This is a genomic window from Staphylococcus sp. GDY8P196P (assembly GCF_017891705.1).
GTDB lineage: Bacteria > Bacillota > Bacilli > Staphylococcales > Staphylococcaceae > Staphylococcus > Staphylococcus ureilyticus.
In genome coordinates this window covers 124,481-143,500 of the sequence record NZ_JAESJS010000021.1, presented here as the reverse complement: position 1 = coordinate 143,500, position 19,020 = coordinate 124,481, and the positions used below count along the sequence as shown (strand labels likewise).

General features: G+C 32.8%; 15 protein-coding genes and 1 pseudogene. 5 read left to right on the top strand and 11 right to left on the bottom strand.

Features of this window, described 5'->3' with window-relative positions:
- Positions 1-47 precede the first annotated feature (47 nt).
- Positions 48-1,037, top strand: coding sequence for a tryptophan--tRNA ligase (trpS, locus tag KA814_RS12290; protein ID WP_046208056.1), 990 nt, complete (start codon positions 48-50; stop codon positions 1,035-1,037).
- 395 nt (positions 1,038-1,432) lie between these two features.
- Here trpS and KA814_RS12285 read toward each other — a convergent pair whose 3' ends face one another.
- From KA814_RS12285 to opp3b, 5 genes are read right to left on the bottom strand one after another with little or no spacing between them, the layout of a single operon-like run.
- Complete coding sequence (locus KA814_RS12285) at positions 1,433-3,082, bottom strand: peptide ABC transporter substrate-binding protein (protein WP_064209429.1); 1,650 nt, start codon at positions 3,080-3,082, stop codon at positions 1,433-1,435.
- A gap of 17 nt (positions 3,083-3,099) precedes the next feature.
- The gene (locus tag KA814_RS12280; RefSeq protein ID WP_150822840.1) at positions 3,100-4,041 is read right to left on the bottom strand and encodes an ABC transporter ATP-binding protein; all 942 of its coding nucleotides are present in this window, start codon (positions 4,039-4,041) and stop codon (positions 3,100-3,102) included.
- A complete protein-coding gene (locus tag KA814_RS12275) occupies positions 4,031-5,116 on the bottom strand; it encodes an ABC transporter ATP-binding protein (RefSeq protein ID WP_046208053.1) in 1,086 nt (361 codons plus the stop codon). Before KA814_RS12275 ends, KA814_RS12280 begins: the two co-directional genes overlap by 11 nt.
- Before the next feature lie 17 nt (positions 5,117-5,133).
- Positions 5,134-6,201, bottom strand: a complete 1,068-nt coding sequence (gene opp3C, locus KA814_RS12270) for an oligopeptide ABC transporter permease (RefSeq protein ID WP_046208052.1) — start codon at positions 6,199-6,201, stop codon at positions 5,134-5,136.
- Complete coding sequence (gene opp3b, locus KA814_RS12265; RefSeq protein ID WP_064209430.1) at positions 6,201-7,127, bottom strand: oligopeptide ABC transporter permease; 927 nt, start codon at positions 7,125-7,127, stop codon at positions 6,201-6,203. Before opp3b ends, opp3C begins: the two co-directional genes overlap by 1 nt.
- 245 nt (positions 7,128-7,372) lie before the next feature.
- Here opp3b and KA814_RS12260 point away from each other — a divergent pair, with 245 nt between their 5' ends.
- Complete coding sequence (locus tag KA814_RS12260) at positions 7,373-7,747, top strand: DUF3899 domain-containing protein (RefSeq protein ID WP_064209431.1); 375 nt, start codon at positions 7,373-7,375, stop codon at positions 7,745-7,747.
- Positions 7,748-7,783: 36 nt separating this feature from the next.
- Here KA814_RS12260 and KA814_RS12255 read toward each other — a convergent pair whose 3' ends face one another.
- The 3 genes from KA814_RS12255 to KA814_RS12245 form a co-directional block, all read right to left on the bottom strand.
- Positions 7,784-9,034 (bottom strand): MFS transporter, encoded by a 1,251-nt coding sequence (locus KA814_RS12255; RefSeq protein ID WP_210122763.1) that lies wholly within the window; start codon positions 9,032-9,034, stop codon positions 7,784-7,786.
- A gap of 244 nt (positions 9,035-9,278) precedes the next feature.
- A complete protein-coding gene (gene fabF, locus KA814_RS12250; protein ID WP_064209433.1) occupies positions 9,279-10,523 on the bottom strand; it encodes a beta-ketoacyl-ACP synthase II in 1,245 nt (414 codons plus the stop codon).
- An 11-nt stretch (positions 10,524-10,534) separates the two neighbouring features.
- Positions 10,535-11,476, bottom strand: coding sequence for a beta-ketoacyl-ACP synthase III (locus tag KA814_RS12245; RefSeq protein WP_040030149.1), 942 nt, complete (start codon positions 11,474-11,476; stop codon positions 10,535-10,537).
- 230 nt (positions 11,477-11,706) lie between these two features.
- Here KA814_RS12245 and KA814_RS12240 point away from each other — a divergent pair, with 230 nt between their 5' ends.
- Positions 11,707-11,901: a YjzD family protein gene (locus KA814_RS12240; protein ID WP_046208047.1), complete on the top strand. Its 195-nt coding sequence runs from the start codon at positions 11,707-11,709 to the stop codon at positions 11,899-11,901.
- 255 nt (positions 11,902-12,156) lie between these two features.
- On the opposite strand, the gene clpB is transcribed toward KA814_RS12240, so the two are convergent.
- Positions 12,157-14,766 carry an ATP-dependent chaperone ClpB gene (clpB, locus tag KA814_RS12235; RefSeq protein WP_064209434.1) on the bottom strand — a complete coding sequence of 870 codons (2,610 nt, stop codon included), beginning with the start codon at positions 14,764-14,766 and terminating at the stop codon, positions 12,157-12,159.
- Positions 14,767-15,085: 319 nt separating this feature from the next.
- Between clpB and KA814_RS12230 the strand changes: the two genes are divergently transcribed.
- A complete protein-coding gene (locus KA814_RS12230; RefSeq protein ID WP_064209435.1) occupies positions 15,086-15,505 on the top strand; it encodes a nuclear transport factor 2 family protein in 420 nt (139 codons plus the stop codon).
- 171 nt (positions 15,506-15,676) lie between these two features.
- On the opposite strand, the pseudogene KA814_RS12225 reads toward KA814_RS12230, so the two are convergent.
- Both KA814_RS12225 and KA814_RS12220 read right to left on the bottom strand, forming a co-directional pair.
- Positions 15,677-17,498, bottom strand: a pseudogene (locus tag KA814_RS12225) (acyltransferase family protein).
- A gap of 231 nt (positions 17,499-17,729) precedes the next feature.
- Positions 17,730-18,038 (bottom strand): metal-sulfur cluster assembly factor, encoded by a 309-nt coding sequence (locus KA814_RS12220; protein WP_019469047.1) that lies wholly within the window; start codon positions 18,036-18,038, stop codon positions 17,730-17,732.
- A gap of 113 nt (positions 18,039-18,151) precedes the next feature.
- Here KA814_RS12220 and KA814_RS12215 point away from each other — a divergent pair, with 113 nt between their 5' ends.
- Positions 18,152-18,994, top strand: a complete 843-nt coding sequence (locus KA814_RS12215; protein WP_046208043.1) for a Cof-type HAD-IIB family hydrolase — start codon at positions 18,152-18,154, stop codon at positions 18,992-18,994.
- Positions 18,995-19,020: the final 26 nt, after the last annotated feature.

The window sequence follows — 19,020 nt, the reverse complement described above, 5'->3', positions numbered from 1 at the left end:
TTACTAAAGTAGATAAATTAAATTATTAAAAAGGTAGGCATCAAAAAATGGAAACTTTATTTTCTGGTATCCAACCTAGCGGCATCCCAACGCTTGGTAATTATATTGGTGCGTTGAAGCAATTTGGTGAAGTCCAAGAAGACTATGATTGTTTCTTCTGCATCGTGGATCAACACGCAATTACAATTCCACAAGATCGATTAAAACTACGTAAACAAACAAGACAACTAGCAGCAATTTATTTAGCTTCAGGCATTGATCCAGAAAAATCAACATTATTTATACAATCTGAAGTGCCAGCGCATGTGCAAGCTAGCTGGATGTTAACAACTATTTCATCTATTGGTGAATTAGAACGCATGACACAATTTAAAGATAAAGCAGTAAAACAAACGGAAGGTATACCAGCTGGCTTACTTACATATCCTCCATTAATGGCAGCAGATATCGTTATTTATAACACAAACATCGTTCCTGTTGGAGACGACCAAAAACAACATATTGAATTAACTAGAAATTTAGTAGACCGATTCAATTCACGTTACAACGATGTTCTTGTAAAACCAGAAATACGCATGCCAAAAGTTGGTGGTCGTGTTATGAGTTTACAAGACCCAACGAAAAAAATGAGTAAAAGTGATGATAACCAAAAAAATTATATCTCATTGTTAGATGAACCCAATGTTGGCGCTAAAAAAATAAAAAGCGCAGTAACAGATTCAGATGGTATTATTAAATTTGATCGTGACAATAAGCCTGGCATTTCAAATTTATTATCTATCTATTCAAGTTTAACTGATAAAACAATTGATGAACTCCAAACACAGTATAAAGATTCTAACTATGGTGAATTTAAATCAGATTTAGCTGAAATTGTAAAAGACTTTTTAGTTCAGTTCCAAGAAAAATATGAGTATTATTTCAACTCAGATGAATTAGATACGATTTTAGATAATGGTAGAGAGAAAGCTCAAAAAGCTTCATTTAAAACATTAAAAAAAATGGAAAAAGCAATGGGCTTAGGTCGAAAAAGATAATCTAAAAATCAAAAAAATTGGCATACATCTCATTTTAAAACAGACCAATCCAAATTAAAGGATTAGTCTGTTTTTTCAACTTTCGATACATATATTAATCTGGTTGTACTCAAATTTCATCATTCCTTCTACAACTATCCGCGTGATTTTAGCAAATTACAATTTTGTTTAGTTGATGAATGCTACATTAACACCGTAATTTTTGAAATATATCAATTAGGTCTTACAATATCAATAATCATTTATTGTCAGTTCTTCTGTTGGTAAGTAATTATTTAACAAGGATCAAAAATGTATGATATCAAAGAATACGTCACTCTCTATATAATGACATAGAAAGTGACGTATTTTCATTATTTCAATAAGTTGTACTCAAATTTCATTTTTCACTTCTTTTATTTCTTTTTACCAGTTTCACGGTCAATTGATTTATCAATGCTTACTTCTTTTAACGAAGTATCACCACCAATTTGGTGATAGAATAAACCTTTGACTTGTGGATTGGTTAAATGTGCTTCCCCTTTTTGATATATAGGTGCTACAGGTGCATCATTGAGTAATAATTCTTCTGCTTCTTTCATCGCTGCATTACGTTCTTCCGGTTTTTTCAATAATTTACCATTCGCATCTTTAACGAGTTGGTCGTATTTTTTACTACCCCAAGCGGTATTATTTGAAGGATTACCTGTTGTCATAATTTCCAAGAATGTTAGAGGATCTGGATAATCTGGCCCCCAACCTGATAACGATGCTTCAAATGTTTCAGAATGTTCTTGATTTACTCTCTGTTTAAACGGTAATTGTTTAACTTTCATCGTTACACCTGGTAAATTCTTCTCTACTTCTGATTTTATATATTCTGCTGATACTTTTGATCCTGGTGTATCTTCAGTATTCATGGTAAACGTCAATTCTTTCACACCTAAATCTTTTTTCGCTTTTTCTAAGTGTTTCTTGGCTGCTTTCGGATTATATGCAAGTGGTGAATCTATAGATTCGGCAAAGTCTTTGCCGTCAGGTGTTTCTGCCGTTAATTTAGCTGTGAACCCATCTGTCGATTCAGATCCATTATTTAAAACTGAATTCACATAGCCTTCTTTATCAATCGCTTGTGAAATCGCAATTCGTAAATCTTTATTTTTAAATTCAGGTACATTATCTTGATTTAATTTCATATAGAACGTACTAGCTAACAAACGTTTTTTCAAACCAGGATTTCCTTGATATTTATCCACTTGGTCTGCACTGATAGTAGTATCATCTACAGAACCAGTGTCATAAAGTGATGCTCCTGCTTGCTGGTCTTTTAACACTTTATAATTTACACGGTCTAAATGAACTTTTTTCTTGTCCCAATAATCTTCATTTTTAACTAATTGAATTTTATCTTCTACTTTCCAATCTTGAACTTTGAAAGGACCATTAAACACTGTTTTATCTGCAGTTGTAGCATATTGTTCACCATGCTTTTTCACAACTTTTTCTTTTTGAGGCAAGTATGTGCCAAATGCGAGCATTTCATTAATATATGGTATTGGCTTATTTAGTTCAATTTTTAATGTGTGGTCATCTAACGCTTTTACACCTAATTTATCAACATCTTTTTTACCCATATTAATGTCTTCAGCATTTTTTAAGTCATACATTATGTAAGCATATTCTGAAGCTGTATCTGGATTGACAACACGTTTCCATGCAAAAACAAAATCTTGTGCAGTAACTGGATCTCCATTAGACCATTTTGCATCCTTACGCAATTTAATTGTCAAGGTCTTACCGCCATTACTTTTCTTTGGCATTTCTTTAGCGACACCTGGTTGTGCTTTATCATTCTTATCCAAAGTGTAAAGACCTTCATAGACTTGATTGAATAAATCAAAAGATACCGTGTCGGTCACTAGTGCAGAGTCTAATGAAGAAATATCTTGTGGTATCACTTTTCTAAATACTTGTCCTTTGTCCGAGTAGATACCTTCAGCACTGCTACATCCCGCTGTAATCACCGTTAAAGCTAATAAAACTATAAATAGTTTAATCCTTTTCATATTAATCCCCCTTCCCCTTATACTGATGGTGCTTGCATTTGAGATTTTAATGTTTCTGCTTCTTCATCCGTAGTAAATACAAAATGGCCAGGTTGTATTTCATTTAATGACCGTTGATTATTTTTGGATGTGTCTTCTTTATACACTGTTCTTTTTCGAGAACGTTCACTTTCAGGATCCGGTTGTGGTACTGCTGAAAGCAATGATTTCGTGTAAGGATGTAACGGATGATTGTATATTTCATCTGCAGAACCTAATTCGACAATTTTACCAAAATGCATTACTGCTATTCTGTCTGAAATATATTTCACCATTGAAAGGTCATGGGCAATAAATAAAAACGTAATATTGTGTTCTCTTTGCAACTTTAATAACAAATTAACGACCTGGGCTTGTATTGACACATCTAACGCTGATATTGGCTCATCTGCAATAATAAATTCTGGTTCTACTGCTAATGCACGTGCAATACCGATACGTTGTCTTTGACCGCCTGAGAATTCATGTGGATAACGATTGGCATGTTCTTTGCTAAGACCTACTGTTTCTAATAAATTGTAAACTCTTCTTTTTCGGTCTTTTGTCCCACTAGCTAGCTTATGAATATCTATCCCCTCTGCTACGATATCCATGACTTTTAACCTTGGGTTTAATGAAGCATACGGATCTTGGAAAATCATTTGCATCTTTTTATTAAACTTCAACGAATCTTTACGGTTTTTTATTTTTTGAATATCGATACCTTCATAAAGTATTTCTCCATCAGTTATATCATTGAGTTTAATAATAGCTTTACCAGTTGTAGATTTTCCACAACCAGATTCACCAACTAATCCAAATGTTTCCCCTTTATAAATATCAAATGAAATATTTTCAACTGCACGCACTTCGTTACGCTTTCCTTCATTAAAATATTGTTTAACATTTTTCACTTGTAAAAGTATGTCTTTATTTTGCATCATCAAACGCCACCCTTTCTACTTGTTGCGGTTTATCGTAATTATTTGGCATCTTACGTAAACGTTTTTGTACCATTTCTGGTGGTTCAACATGAGGTGCACGTTCGTCAAGTAACCAAGATTTCACAAAATGTGTATCAGATATTTTGAACCATGGTGGCGGTGTTTTAAAATCCACATCTAATGCATATTGGCTACGTTCAGCAAACGCATCTCCTTTAGGCGGGTGTAATAAATCTGGTGGTGTACCTGGAATAGCTAATAATTCTGTTTCTGAACCAGTCGTTAAATCAGGCATCGATGATAATAGTCCCCAAGTATACGGGTGTTTAGGGTCATAAAATATTTCATCTACATCCCCTGTTTCAACCATTTGACCACCATACATAACAGCTACTCTGTCTGCTATATTAGCAACAACACCTAAATCATGAGTGATGAAAACGATTGAAGTACTTATTTTACTTTGTAACTCTCTCATCAATTCTAATATTTGAGCTTGCATCGTTACATCAAGTGCAGTAGTTGGCTCATCAGCAATTAATACTTTAGGCTCACATGCAAGTGCTGTCGCAATGACTATTCTCTGTCTTTGTCCCCCTGAAAATTGATGTGGATAGGCATTAAAACGTTTTTCAGCGTTTGGTAAACCGACAAGGTTTAATATTTCCAATGCTCTTTTTTTCGCATTTACTTTATTGTAATTTCTATGTTTCATTAGTGGTTCCATAACCTGCTTGCCTATTTTCATTGTAGGATTAAGCGAAGTCATCGGATCTTGAAAAATCATAGAAATATCTTTTCCTCGTAATTTAATTAACTCTTCTTCTGATTTTTGAGCTAAGTCTTCACCCAAGAAATTAATAACACCTTTTTTAATTCTCCCTGTATCACCTTGGAATAATTTCGTAATAGCTTTTGTTGTCACTGATTTCCCAGAACCTGATTCACCAACAATCGCTAGTGTTTCTCCTTTATCTAGAAAGAAATCCACGCCACGTACTGCTTGCACTTCCCCTGCGTCAATATCAAAGGAAACATGCAAATTGTTAACTTCTAATATTCTTTCTGACATAAAATGTTGCCCCCTTTTTATTTACGCATTTTCGGATCAAATGCATCACGTAATCCATCACTAAATAGATAGAAGAATAATATTAATAAACTTAAAATAATAGCCGGAATAAATAATTCATGTGGATGAATCAATAACATTGCACGACCATCATTTACAAGTGAACCAAGTGATGTTCTTGGTGCTGGCACTCCAATACCAATAAAGCTTAGGAATGCTTCGAAGAAGATTGCATTCGGCACTGTAAACATAGATGTAACAACTATAACTCCTAGTGTGTTAGGTAATATGTGCTTAAATATTAATTTAAGTTTAGATGCACCTAATGTTTTTGAAGCTAATACAAATTCTTGGCCTTTTAATTTTAAGAATTCCCCTCTGACAACACGACTCATTCCAATCCAGCCTGTGATTGCCATCGCTAATATAATCGTCCATATAGATGGTTCAAAGATTAACACGAATAAAATAACAACAATCAATGTTGGTATAGACGCAACAATTTCAATAATACGTTGCATCACATTATCAAGTCGTCCTCCAAAAAATCCTGAAATCGCGCCATAAATGACCCCTATAAAAATATCGAGCAATGCTGCAACAACACCAATAAATAATGATACTTGTGCACCTTGCCAAGTACGTGACCATAAATCTCTACCTAATTGGTCTGTACCAAACCAGAAATTTTCTTTCACTCCAGCTTCTTCATAGGCATCTTTACCTTGAGCACCTTCACCATCAAATGGTAAAAATGAAATTTGATCTAGTACAGGTATTTTAGCTGGTAAGTTACGTCTTTCAACATCTTGTTCAGCATAGTCATGCGCACTAAATAATGGCCCAATTAACGCTAAAATAATGATAATAATTAACCCTATCATACCAACTACCGCTAATTTATTACGCTTTAATTGTGTCCATGCATCCTGCCAAAAGTTTTTACTTTCTCGCTGTATTTCAGGCTCTTTTTCAATATCATTGTTACTTCTAATAAAATCTGATGCTGGTATTGCTTCTGAGGTATGTGACATAACTGCATTTGAATAATCTTGATTTAAATTTTCATTTTTATTATCAGCCATTATTTTTTACCTCCTTGTACACGTATACGTGGATCAATAACACCATATAATATATCTACAAGGAAAATAGAAACTATAAATAGTGTACTGAATAAAATAGTTGTCGCCATAATTACTGGGAAATCGTTCGTGGTAATCGATCTTACGAATTGATCCCCTAACCCTGGCACACCAAAAATATTTTCAATTGTCAAAGTACCTGTTAATATACTCGCCAACATTGGCACAATAATTGTAATTACTGGAATCAAGGCATTTCTTAATGCGTGTCCAAATAATACTCTCATTGTTGAATTACCTTTGGCACGTGCAAGTAAAATATAATCTGAACTTAACACTTCTATCATTTCTGCTCTTATGTATCTTGCTACCGTCGCTAAAACTGCTGCTGATAGTGCTAAAGATGGTAACACTGCTGTTGAAATACCTTCCCAACCTGCTACTGGGAACCATTGTAACCTTACTGAAAATACATATTGTAATAAAACAGCTAAGACAAATGATGGTACCGATACTGCTATAACTGAAATTACTGTAGCTGTATAGTCAGCCCAGGTGTTTTGCCGGACTGCCGCAATGACCCCTAAAATCAGACCGAGTATGACACCAATCACCATCGCTGTTAAACCCATCTCTAAAGATGGTAATAACCTTGGTTTGATTAAATCCCAAACTGGCTGGTTATCATATTGGAATGAGTTACCAAAGTCCCCCGTAACAACATTCTTCAAATAACTCGCATACTGAACTGGTACTGGGTCATTCAAACCATATTTTTCATTTAGAATTTGCTTTTGTTCATCATTTAATTTTTCATCATTAAATGGTGAACCTGGCATAAGTTTCATCAAGAAAAAAGTAATGGTAATGATAATGAATAATGACAAAAACATATAACCCAATCGCTTTAAAACATATTTAAGCATATTGTATCCCCCTTTGAATCGAATTAAACATTCCCTTCACAATATTCAGAATATTTAATAACATTATACGTTTAGTTAAGATTTTAATCAATATTCTATTGCTTTACTTTATTAAAGAAATTAAAAATTAATTAATTTTAAACTTCTAATTAAATACTGTTGTTAACGAATTTATAGTAATTTTTATTCATTTTTTAGTTAACTTAAGTTACAATTAATTTAATTCTTTTTTGGGGGGCAACGACATGAAATATTTAAAACATCTCGTATTATTTTTACTTATTACACCTATAATTTCATTTATTTTATGGTTATTTTCAAACCATAATTGGATAAACTTTATTAATATTATATTCTATGTCTCTATCTTCTTAGCAATATTCTCTTTTATCATTTTGGTTGTGCAGGAAGGCGTTTTAGATCCTACAAGCTTTGGTTTTAGAAGATTAAAATATCAATTGATGAGAAAGAAACATAGAAGCTCGCTTGAAGATGATACGTTTTTTAAGCCTACTAAACCTAAAAAAGATATTTATATTGTTTCATCTTGGGTGAAAATTGCTTTTCTTTGTAATCTCATTTATGTCATTATCTCTATTTTAATATCATTTGCTATATAAAAAGACTGGATTAGTAATTGTATTTAATAACAATAACTAATCCAGCCTTTTTTTCTGTTGATTATCAATATTGGGATTACAAAAAAGTGCATAATAAAGTAGGATAAAGCCCAACAAAACAATGACTGCCACGTAGATAGACATCATCCATGGTAATATAAATGCGCCAATAATAAGTCCTAGACGTGCTAAAATATTTCCGCCGTAAAATGAAACCATTGCAAATGTACTATACGTACTTCGTTTATCTTCAGGAATCATCAAGAATCGTTGTGCATTTTGTATAGGTGAATATATTAATTCCCCTAAAGTAGCCAAAATTGAAAATAAGCATAAAATCCAAAACGATGTTGCAGACGTCAATACACTGTATCCTAATGTATACAAGACAATCCCAATCATAAATGCAATTCTAGTCGAAGTCGCTGCGACAATTCTGTTTACAGTAAATGTTAAAGTGGCGACAACTACTGTATTAATAATCATAATGACCGTAAACATTCTGACACCATCTATATAAAAACCTAAAATCGATAATGGTTCAAAAGCATCTTTCAACCTTACCACGACATAAGAATTTAAACTCAATTCAGCCATGATTACCATCATATAGCCCAAATTTAGCATCATATAATATTTATCTTTAACTACATCTCGATAGCTTTCAAAAAAATGTTTAAACTTAGTCGTAACGTCGCCTTTTTTACTAATAACTTGTTTAACATCATAATACTTCTCAAATAAGTACCAACTTACTAACATAGCGACAAAGAAAAGAATAAATAATAAATGTTTATGCCCCAAATATAATAATGCACCTAACGCCATACCGATGGCTGTACCGATATTAAACATCCAATAATTGAGTTGATATACATATGCCCTAACATCTTCATATATAGCATCCATAATAGCCGCTTCAAATATAGGTTCACTTGCAGCAAATAATAATTGAAAAACAAAAATAGCAATACAAAATATAACTAAACCAGTACCGTACATAGTAACCGTAATACTTAGAATAATTAGGCAAATTGCATATAAAAAGTGAATATAATTCACCGTTTTCTTCCTATTATAATTATCACCTAAATATCCACCTAAAAAAGACACTATAAAACTCACTATAATATTTATAATTAAAAATGTCCCTGCAAAAACTGCGTTCACCTTGCTCGTTAAATAAAGTGCTATAAAAGGCATGATGGCTTGACTTGCTATAATCAAGATAAAATCTGCAATCATTCGTGTTTTCAAAGTTGTTGACAAAGTTGAAAAGCGTTTCATCTTGACTGCCTCCTTTTGAAGTAAATATAAAGCACATTATACACTAGGTGCACACTATAAATATACAATATATCAAATTTAATTATGTATTTTACTATTAAAATATATATTATTTAAAAATTAAAACTATATTCAATCGATATCATCGCTTATTCATATCACTCCGTATCTGTTAAATAACCTCAGCCAAAATAAATAAGGCTGGACAAATGAATTGTCTCAGCCTTTTATCATTACATATGATTTAGTCGTTAAATTTTTTCAAAACAAGGACGGCATTATGGCCACCAAATCCTAAACTATTACTCATAGCGTAAGTAATATCTAAATCTTCAGCTTTATTTGGAACAATGTCTAAATCACACTCTGGGTCTGGAGATTCAGCATGGATGGTTGGCGCGATGCGGCCATCTCTAATAGATAAAGCAGAGAAAATGGCCTCTAAACCACCTGTTGCACCTAATAAGTGACCAGTCATTGATTTTGTAGAGCTAATTTTTAAGTTTTTAGCTGCTTCACCAAATGTATTTTTAATCGCTTGTATTTCAGTCAAATCGCCAACTGGCGTACTCGTACCATGAGCATTTAAATATTGAATATCTTGGGGCTCAATGCCTGCATCATCAATCGCTGCTTGCATCGCACGTGAGCCGCCTTCGCCTTCAGGTGCTGGAGCTGTAATATGATAAGCATCACCTGTTGAACCATAACCAACTACTTCAGCATAAATTTCTGCACCACGTGCTTTGGCTGACTCTAAAGATTCAAGTACAACAATACCTGCGCCTTCTCCCATTACAAAGCCATCGCGGCCTTCTTGGAATGGTCGACAAGCTGTTTCTTTATCTTCATTCGTTGTTAAAGCACGGCTTGCACTAAAGCCTGCGATTGCCATATGTGTAATTGGCGCTTCAGTACCACCTGTAACCATAGCATCGGCATCACCGCGTTGGATAATCTTGAAAGCTTCTCCAATTGAGTTTGTACCTGTAGCACATGCTGTAACCGTAGCACCATTCGGCCCTTTTGCACCTAAATCAATAGATACTTGGCCTGTAGCCATATCAGGAATTAACATCGGAACAAAGAAAGGACTGACACGTCTAGGGCCACGCTCTAGCAATTGGCTATGTGATAATTCAAATGTTTCCATGCCACCGATACCTGAGCCAATCCAAACACCAATTCTATTAGCTGTATCTTCATTAATATTTAGTTTTGCATCCTTAACCGCTTCTCTTGCAGCGACTACTGCATACTGTGTGAATCGATCCATACGACGCGCTTCTTTTTTATCTATATGATCTTCAATATCAAAGTCTTTTAATTCACCAGCTAAATGAACTTTATATACTGATGTATCTATACGTGTTATTTCATCTATACCACTAACACCATTTAGTGCATTTTTCCATGAAGTTTTTGCATCATTACCGATTGGTGATAAAACACCCATACCAGTAATGACGACACGATGTTCCTTGCTCATATATTATCCTCCTATTTTCCCCATCTTATTGTTACAGCACCCCAAGTAAGACCGCCACCGAATCCTACTAGTACTAAAACATCATCATCTTTAATTTTACCATTTTCTAATTCTTGTGCGATACTTAATGGAATTGAAGCTGCAGAAGTATTACCAAATTTATCCACTGAGACGCTCATTTTTTCTTTAGGTATACCTAATCGTTCTCTTGCAGATTCCATAATTCTAATATTCGCTTGATGTGGCACAAACATATCGATATCGTTTGGTTCTAAATTTGCTTTTGCAACTGCATTATTAGAGGCTTCACCCATGATTCTAACAGCAAATTTAAACACTTCTCGTCCATTCATAAATATCTTACCATTTTCTGGATTTAAATATAAATATTCGCCTCCAGAACCGTCTGATCCAAGTTCATAACTTAAAATACCTCGGCCTTCAGACACTTCGCCGATAACGACTGCACCAGCACCATCACCAAATAAAATAGCGGTTGAACGGTCTGTGTAATCTGTGATTTTAGATAATTTATCTGCACCTACAACTAAAATATTTTTATAATCGCCTGATTGTACGAATTGTTTAGCGTTAATCATTGCATACATGAAACCACTACATGCAGCTAACTGATCCATAGAAGCAACCTTTCCGATACCAAGTCTGTCTTGTAATATGTTAGCCACAGTTGGAAATGGAAAATCTCCTGTAGATGTTGCAACAATAATCATATCTATGTCCGTTGGTTCAATACCAGCATCATTAATAGCTTTAACACTTGCTTGATAAGCTAAATCAGACGTCTCTTCATCTTCATCAGCCCATCTTCTTTCTTTAATACCTGTCATTTTCGAAATCCATTCATCTGAAGTTTCTAAAAACGATTCAAAATAGGCATTCTCTACTACTTTTTCAGGCGCATATGCGCCGAAACCTTTAATACCCACGTTCATGGTTGTACACCTTCTTAATAATTTTTTAATACCAGGTATTAATTTAACATAATACATAATTCCAATACAAGAACTTCACCTAGTATACTCATTAAAATCACATTTATTATTATAATTTATAGTGAAAATTAGTACAATTAAAATCTACACTTTATAACTTACTACTATACAAATATCACATTCTTATTTATAATAAATGTATATATATATTAAATTGGAGGCATTACATAATGAAATACCTCGCAGTGTTATTTTGGTCTATTGTCTTATTACAAATGGTAAATTTCGTGCTTAACAGTCTTTCAGGTGGGGGCGCACTTAATTTGATTACCCCTATTATTGGTGCTATTGTATTTACAATCATTGTCGTATTATTTGACTTGATTATTAAACCTTCAAAGCATGAAACGAAAGAACAACACTAATTATTTATCGCATACACATTTTTAAGAAGCGTTCGAAACGAAAATATCTCGAACGAATTTAAAAAGGCAATCTCTAAGTTTTCAATTTAGAGATTGCCTTTTTGCTATAGAAAATTTCTAAGATTTTAAATGTACTAACTTTTTAATTAATCCAACATTAATATAATAGTAGCCCATAAATAAATTTCTCCAAATCATTTATGGGCATATTTTAATAGCGATGATGCGCAAACACTATTTTCTATTTATTTCTTCTTATATCATTTCTGGTTTAATTTCTTCAAATGTTAAACCATCATCAGATAAATCTATTTTTATTAACGTACCTTCCGGTAGATTTTCTCTAATCATTTTGCGTGCAAGTGGCGTTTCAATTTGTCTTTGAACAAATCTTTTAAGTGGTCTTGCACCAAATTGTGGTTCATATGCTTCTTCACCTAACCAAGTCTTAGCTTTGTCAGAAACTTCAATTGAAATACGTTGTTCCATCAGTCTAATGTTTAATTGTGTTAAAATTTTATCAACAATTAAACTCATATCATTTACAGATAATGGTTTAAATAATACGATATCATCCATACGATTAATGATTTCAGGTTTGAAGTATTGATTTAAACTATTCATAACTGCTTTTTCTGTTGATTCAGTTATTACACCTGTATCTTTTACATTTTCTAATAAAATTTGTGAACCTATATTACTCGTCATGATAATAATTGTATTTTTAAAGTCTACTTCTCGACCTTGTGAATCAGTTAAACGACCTTCTTCTAATATTTGAAGCAACACATTGAACACATCTGAATGTGCTTTTTCTATTTCGTCTAACAGAATGACTGAATAAGGATTACGTCGTACTGATTCAGTCAGTTGACCGCCTTCTTCATGTCCAACATAACCTGGAGGCGCACCTATTAAACGTGAGACAGAATGTTTTTCCATATATTCACTCATATCAATACGAATCATATGTTTTTCTGAATCAAATAAAGTTGATGCTAAAGATTTCGCTAATTCTGTTTTACCCACACCAGTTGGGCCTAGGAATAAGAAGCTGCCAATGGGTCTGTTAGGATCTTTAATTCCAGCACGTGCTCTGACAACTGCGTCTGCAACCAAATCTACAGCCTTATCTTGTCCCACAACACGTTCATGAAGTATATCAGATAAGTTCAAGAGTTTTTCTCTTTCAGTTTCAACTAATTTTGATACTGGAATGCCTGTCCAAGAACTAACAATATCACCAATTTCTTCATCGGTAACAATTTCACGAATGATGCGGTCATTGTCTTCATTTTGTTCATTTTGGAAAGCATCTTCTAGTTCACGTAATTCTTTTTCTAATTGTGGAATTTTACCGTGCTGTAATTCCGCTGCTTTTTCTAAATTGTAGTTGTTTTCAGCATCTTCTAAAGCTTTTCGATTTTCATCTAATTCTGAACGTTTCTCTTGCAACTTAGCTATTTTTTCTTTTTCTTCTTCAACACGTGATTGAATAGAACTTTGTTTTTCTTTTTCGTTCGCTAGTTCTTCTTGTAGCTCTTGTAAACGCTGTTTACTAGCATTATCAGATTCATTTTTCAATGCCGACTCTTCAATTTCCAGCTGCATAACACGACGATTCACTTGATCTAATTCTGTTGGATTTGAGCCCATTTCAGTACGTATCGTCGCACATGCTTGGTCTACTAAATCTATTGCCTTATCCGGTAAGAATCGATCTGTAATATACCGATCTGATAATTCAGCTGCTGCTACTAATGCTTTATCTTGTATACGAACACCGTGATATACTTCGTAACGTTCTTTCAAACCACGTAAGATAGAAATTGTATCTTCTACATTAGGCTCAGATACATTTACTTTTTGGAAACGACGCTCTAAAGCTGAGTCTTTTTCAATATATTCTCTATATTCATTTAATGTAGTCGCACCAATACAATGTAGTTCACCACGAGCTAACATCGGTTTAAGCATATTACCTGCATCCATAGCCCCTTCAGTTTTACCAGCACCTACAAGCATATGAATTTCATCAATAAACAAAATAATTCTGCCGTCAGAGTCTTTGACTTCTTTAAGTACTGCTTTCAATCTTTCTTCGAATTCTCCTCGATATTTAGCTCCAGCCACAAGTGCACTTAAATCAAGTTCAAAAATTGTTTTATCTAACAATGATTCTGGCACATCTTTACGAACGATACGTTGCGCTAACCCTTCGACGATTGCTGTTTTACCTACACCTGGTTCACCAATCAAAACAGGATTATTTTTAGTTTTTCTACTTAATATACGGATTGAATTACGAATTTCTTCGTCTCGACCAATGACAGGGTCCATATTTCCTTGACGTACTTCTTCAACTAAGTCACGACCGTATTTTTCTAAAGCTTCATAATTTGCTTCTGGATTTTGTGATGTCACGTGATTGCCTCCTCTAACTTTTTTAATAATTTCTTCAATAACTTCTTTTTTATTTGCTACAAATTGTTTAGTCGTATCATCTATATCAATAGCAGCTAATACGATGTGTTCCATAGATATATATTCATCTTCATATTTTTTCATATAAGATTCAGCTTTATTTAATAAATTGTTAGCATTTTGGCTTATATATTGGCCATATTGGACATTATCTCCTTGAACGGATGGATATTTTTTAAGCTTTTCTTTATATGATTGATCTAATTTATCAGTGTCTATATGCGCTCTATCAAAAATACTTTTAAATAAACTTTCACTTTCTGTTAATGCCGCTGATAATACAGCTTCAATTTCAATATTTTGATTTTCATTTATTTTAGCCAGTTCAATAGCATTTTGTAATGTACTTTGGACTGCATAGGTCATTTGATTGATATCCAAATTGATTCACCTCACCATTTAATGATTGATCAATAAAGTAAGTTTGACTTTGACTTTCTTTGACCTTATCTATATTATATTACGCTTCTCGGCAATAATCAACAATAAAAGGGTTGGTTTTTCAATTATTTTTTATAAGTTTTTAACGCTTACTATATCATAACTTTTACCAGATACATATATGTTAAAACATCTAGATAAATAATATAAAGCTATTAAATTCTATAGCAATATTTATATTTTCAACAATAGGACATTCCTCATTACTTTAAAGCTATGTTAGCATTATTGTAAATATACAAGATTGGAGGTTATCTATATGAAAGATGTAATCAAAAAGCCAACGCCGCCGTTTAATAAACAGACAGCTTTAGAAAAAGTTAAATTGGCGGAAGATGCATGGAATACTAGAGATCCTGAAAAAGTATGTCTCGCTTATACACTTGATTCACAATGGAGAAATCGTAATGAGTTTTTTGAAGGTCGAGAAGCAATCAAATCTTTTTTATATAGAAAATGGAATAAAGAACTTCATTACAAATTGATGAAAGAATTATGGTGTTACACCGATAACCGTATTTCAGTTAGATTTGAGTATGAATGGTATGATGCTTCAACAACTCAATGGATGCGTACCCATGGTAATGAACATTGGGAATTTAATAGCCATGGACTCATGACTAGAAGGGATATGAGCGCAAACGATTACCCAATCAAGAAACAAGATAGAAAATATTAATATCATCTATGCTAATTCATCAATGGTAAATATATGTCATTTAAAGTACATCTTCAAATGACAGTTTTCTTTATAGATGTTCAAAAGCAAAGTAAACGCCAATTTTAACAAAAATTGGCGTTTACGCGTTAGTTAAGTTTCATTGATTTCATATTTCTCTAAGTTTTTAATTTATTTTGCATTGCTAGCTATATGTTTTAAAATTTCATCCGTCAATGCCTCTACACCTTTTGGTTCTAAATGAATACCGTCTGGTGCAAAGTATTCTGTATGATTTTCAGAGCGTTTGTACCAATCAACAAGCGTTACATTCTTGTGTGTGTGCAGCATCTGTCATCAATTTATTCACATGGCCTTCATAACTTCTCGGAACTCTCGTATTCACTAAATAAATTTGAGCATTCCCGAATTTATTGATTAACGTATCTAATTGTTCTTTACTAAAATCTCCATTTGTACCAAGCTCTAGTACAATTTTATCTGATTTTTTATTAAACGAATGATAATGTTTTTCTACAAGTGGAGCGACATCGTAAAGATTACGACCAACCTCACCATCAATTTGTGCATTGGGCACCCTTTTTTTAAAATTCTCACCAATATCAACCATCACTGAGTCACCAATGAGCAGTGGTTTAATATTTGTAAAAACTTCTGATTTGGAGGTTTTTTTAGCATTTGATTTACCAAAAAAGTTTACATCATCAATTGGTATAGGCCTCACTATTTGTTTATCAAATTCATTAGTCTTAAACGTAGTTTTTTTATCTGAAACCATATCTTTCCCTAATTTATCAAAGCTACCAGCTAAAACAAATAAACTTGGAATCATAAAAATTAATAAAATAGCTGTTCTCACTAATGGTATTTTTTTGTTTAATTTTATAGAAAGTGCTTTGAAACCTTTTTTTCTAAAAGGCGTTTCAATATAACGATACGATAATTCTGCTAAAATAATTGTCAATATGATATCTAATAAGTACACATAACTCGGTAATTGTCCATCAACATAATATGAATGTACAAAACTAATCACTGGAAAATGCCATAAATATAAGCTATAGGACCTTTTACCTATCATAACAAAAATAGGATTTCCTATGACTTTAGCAAAGTAACCTGATGGATGAACAACACTCATTATGACAAATAATGTCATTACAGATATTAAATAAAAACCACCATTATAAATCCAATCGCTATTATCATTAACTTTATAAAAAAGTAAAAGCAAGATAAAAATACCAAAAACACCAATACCATCTATGATATGCGTTAATGTCTTTTTCGGATGTTTTTTCAACTTGAACGGAGGCCATAAAAACGCTAATATGACGCCTAATAACATAGTTTGAAGTCTTGTATCTGTACCAAAATAAACTCGAGAATGAGACATATGTGGTTGTGAAATGCTTATCATCACTAGTAAAGAAATTAACGAAATAATCCAAAATATCAAAACAACATTACGATATTTTTTAAAAGCTAATAAAAGGAATATAAAAAGAATTGGAAAAACTATGTAAAATTGCTCTTCAATTGCTAAAGACCACAAATGTTTTAATGGCATGAAAGCAAATTGTTCAAAATAATTGACATCTGTAGCGATGTACCACCAATTTGAAAAGTAAAAAATTGCTGCTATTGCATCTTTTTTAATATTAATAATTTCGTCTGGTTTTTATACCAGTGTTACCACAATGACAACAAATACTAAAGTTAATACTGCAGGTATCAATCTTTTAAAACGTCTTATCCAAAAGTTTTTTAAATTAATTATCCCTGTTTCTTCATATTCATTTAACAGTAAACTAGTAATTAAATATCCCGAAATAACAAAAAATGTATCAACACCTAAAAACCCACCGGTTAACCATTGCTTATTTAGATGGTAAATAATAATACCAATCACTGCAATTGCCCTTAAACCATCTAAACCTGGCATGTATCGCGTGCTACGTTTCACACGACAATTTTCAAGATTATTGTTCATTTTCCCACAAACTTTCCTAAAATTACATAAACATCTATTTTATTCACCTAGCCATTGTAATACTAATGTAATACAACTGCAATTATTTTAATGAATTGAGCGATAGAAATAAATAATTTTAAAATAGCCTGACACAAAGTGGGTATATGTTGTTTAAATAAAAAAACTAGCTTAAGTTAGCAATACGTATCTCATCGCATTGTTACTTAAACTAGTTCTCTAATCTATATATTAACCTATGCCTAGCGCTATTTTTGCATAGCGTGACATCATTTCTTTACTCCATGGTGGACTCCAAACAATATTTACTTCTGTATCTGAAATCTCTGGAATTTCTGCTAAGACCATTTTTACTTGGTTCATAATTTGCGGTCCAAGCGGACAACCCATAGAAGTTAACGTCATTTCCACTGTACATAAACCTTCATCATCAACATCTACGTTATATACTAAACCTAAGTTTACAATATCGATTCCTAACTCAGGGTCTATGACCATCTCTAAAGCATTTAGTATGCTATCTTTTAATCCTTCGTCCATACTTTTCACCTCTTCGTATTTAATCATATTAACAATATATCAAATATCTTACAAAACGCCAATAAAATGCTATGATGTTCATACATCATTTATTAAATTCAAAGGAGATTTACATGAGTTCTTATTTAATTTGTTTAGACTTAGACGGAACACTATTAAACGATGACAAGAAAATTACACCTTATACAAAAAAGGTTTTAACTACATTGCAAAAGCAAGGACACAAACTAATGATAGCAACAGGCAGACCATACAGAGCCAGTCAAATTTATTACCATGAACTAAATATGGATACTCCTGTAGTTAACTTTAATGGTGCATTCGTTCACCATCCAAAAGATGATCATTTCCAAAATAAACATGAAGTACTGGATTTAGACTTATCACATGAGATCATTCAGTCACTGAACAACTTTGGTGTCTCCAACATTATTGCTGAAGTAAAAGATTATGTTTTTTTAAATAATTTTGACCAAAAATTATTCGATGGTTTTTCAATGGGAAATCCTAAAATTGAAACTGGTGACTTACTTTACTCCTTAAATGAATCGCCTACTTCCATTTTAGTTGAAGCTGAAGAATTTATGATTCCTAGAATCAAACAAATGCTAACCCGTTTCTATGCAGAAAATATTGAACACCGAAGATGGGGCTCACCTTTCCCAGTAATCGAAATCGTAAAACAAGGAATTAGTAAAGCTAGAGGCATAGATTATGTGAAAACTTATTTAGATGTAGACAGAAACCATATTATTGCATTCGGCGATGAAGATAATGACTTAGAAATGATAAAATATGCCAAACATGGTATTGCTATGGGAAATGGTTTAGATGAACTAAAACATGTAGCCAATCATGTGACTTATTCAAATAATGAAGATGGCATTGGTCGCTATTTAAACGATTTCTTTCATTTAAATATATCGTATGAAACAGTAGTAGAATCACATATTTAAACACTAAATTTATAGGGGGCAATATA

What these genes read in the sequence shown, in the direction of transcription:
- KA814_RS12215 (WP_046208043.1), top strand. Translation starts at nt 18,152, where the DNA reads ATGAGTTCTTATTTAATTTGTTTAGACTTAGACGGAACACTATTAAAC.
- KA814_RS12260 (WP_064209431.1), top strand. Translation starts at nt 7,373, where the DNA reads ATGAAATATTTAAAACATCTCGTATTATTTTTACTTATTACACCTATA.
- trpS (WP_046208056.1), top strand. Translation starts at nt 48, where the DNA reads ATGGAAACTTTATTTTCTGGTATCCAACCTAGCGGCATCCCAACGCTT.
- KA814_RS12275 (WP_046208053.1), bottom strand. Translation starts at nt 5,116, where the DNA reads ATGTCAGAAAGAATATTAGAAGTTAACAATTTGCATGTTTCCTTTGAT.
- fabF (WP_064209433.1), bottom strand. Translation starts at nt 10,523, where the DNA reads ATGAGCAAGGAACATCGTGTCGTCATTACTGGTATGGGTGTTTTATCA.
- opp3b (WP_064209430.1), bottom strand. Translation starts at nt 7,127, where the DNA reads ATGCTTAAATATGTTTTAAAGCGATTGGGTTATATGTTTTTGTCATTA.
- KA814_RS12240 (WP_046208047.1), top strand. Translation starts at nt 11,707, where the DNA reads ATGAAATACCTCGCAGTGTTATTTTGGTCTATTGTCTTATTACAAATG.
- KA814_RS12230 (WP_064209435.1), top strand. Translation starts at nt 15,086, where the DNA reads ATGAAAGATGTAATCAAAAAGCCAACGCCGCCGTTTAATAAACAGACA.
- KA814_RS12255 (WP_210122763.1), bottom strand. Translation starts at nt 9,034, where the DNA reads ATGAAACGCTTTTCAACTTTGTCAACAACTTTGAAAACACGAATGATT.
- KA814_RS12280 (WP_150822840.1), bottom strand. Translation starts at nt 4,041, where the DNA reads ATGCAAAATAAAGACATACTTTTACAAGTGAAAAATGTTAAACAATAT.
- KA814_RS12220 (WP_019469047.1), bottom strand. Translation starts at nt 18,038, where the DNA reads ATGGACGAAGGATTAAAAGATAGCATACTAAATGCTTTAGAGATGGTC.
- opp3C (WP_046208052.1), bottom strand. Translation starts at nt 6,201, where the DNA reads ATGGCTGATAATAAAAATGAAAATTTAAATCAAGATTATTCAAATGCA.
- KA814_RS12245 (WP_040030149.1), bottom strand. Translation starts at nt 11,476, where the DNA reads ATGAACGTGGGTATTAAAGGTTTCGGCGCATATGCGCCTGAAAAAGTA.
- KA814_RS12285 (WP_064209429.1), bottom strand. Translation starts at nt 3,082, where the DNA reads ATGAAAAGGATTAAACTATTTATAGTTTTATTAGCTTTAACGGTGATT.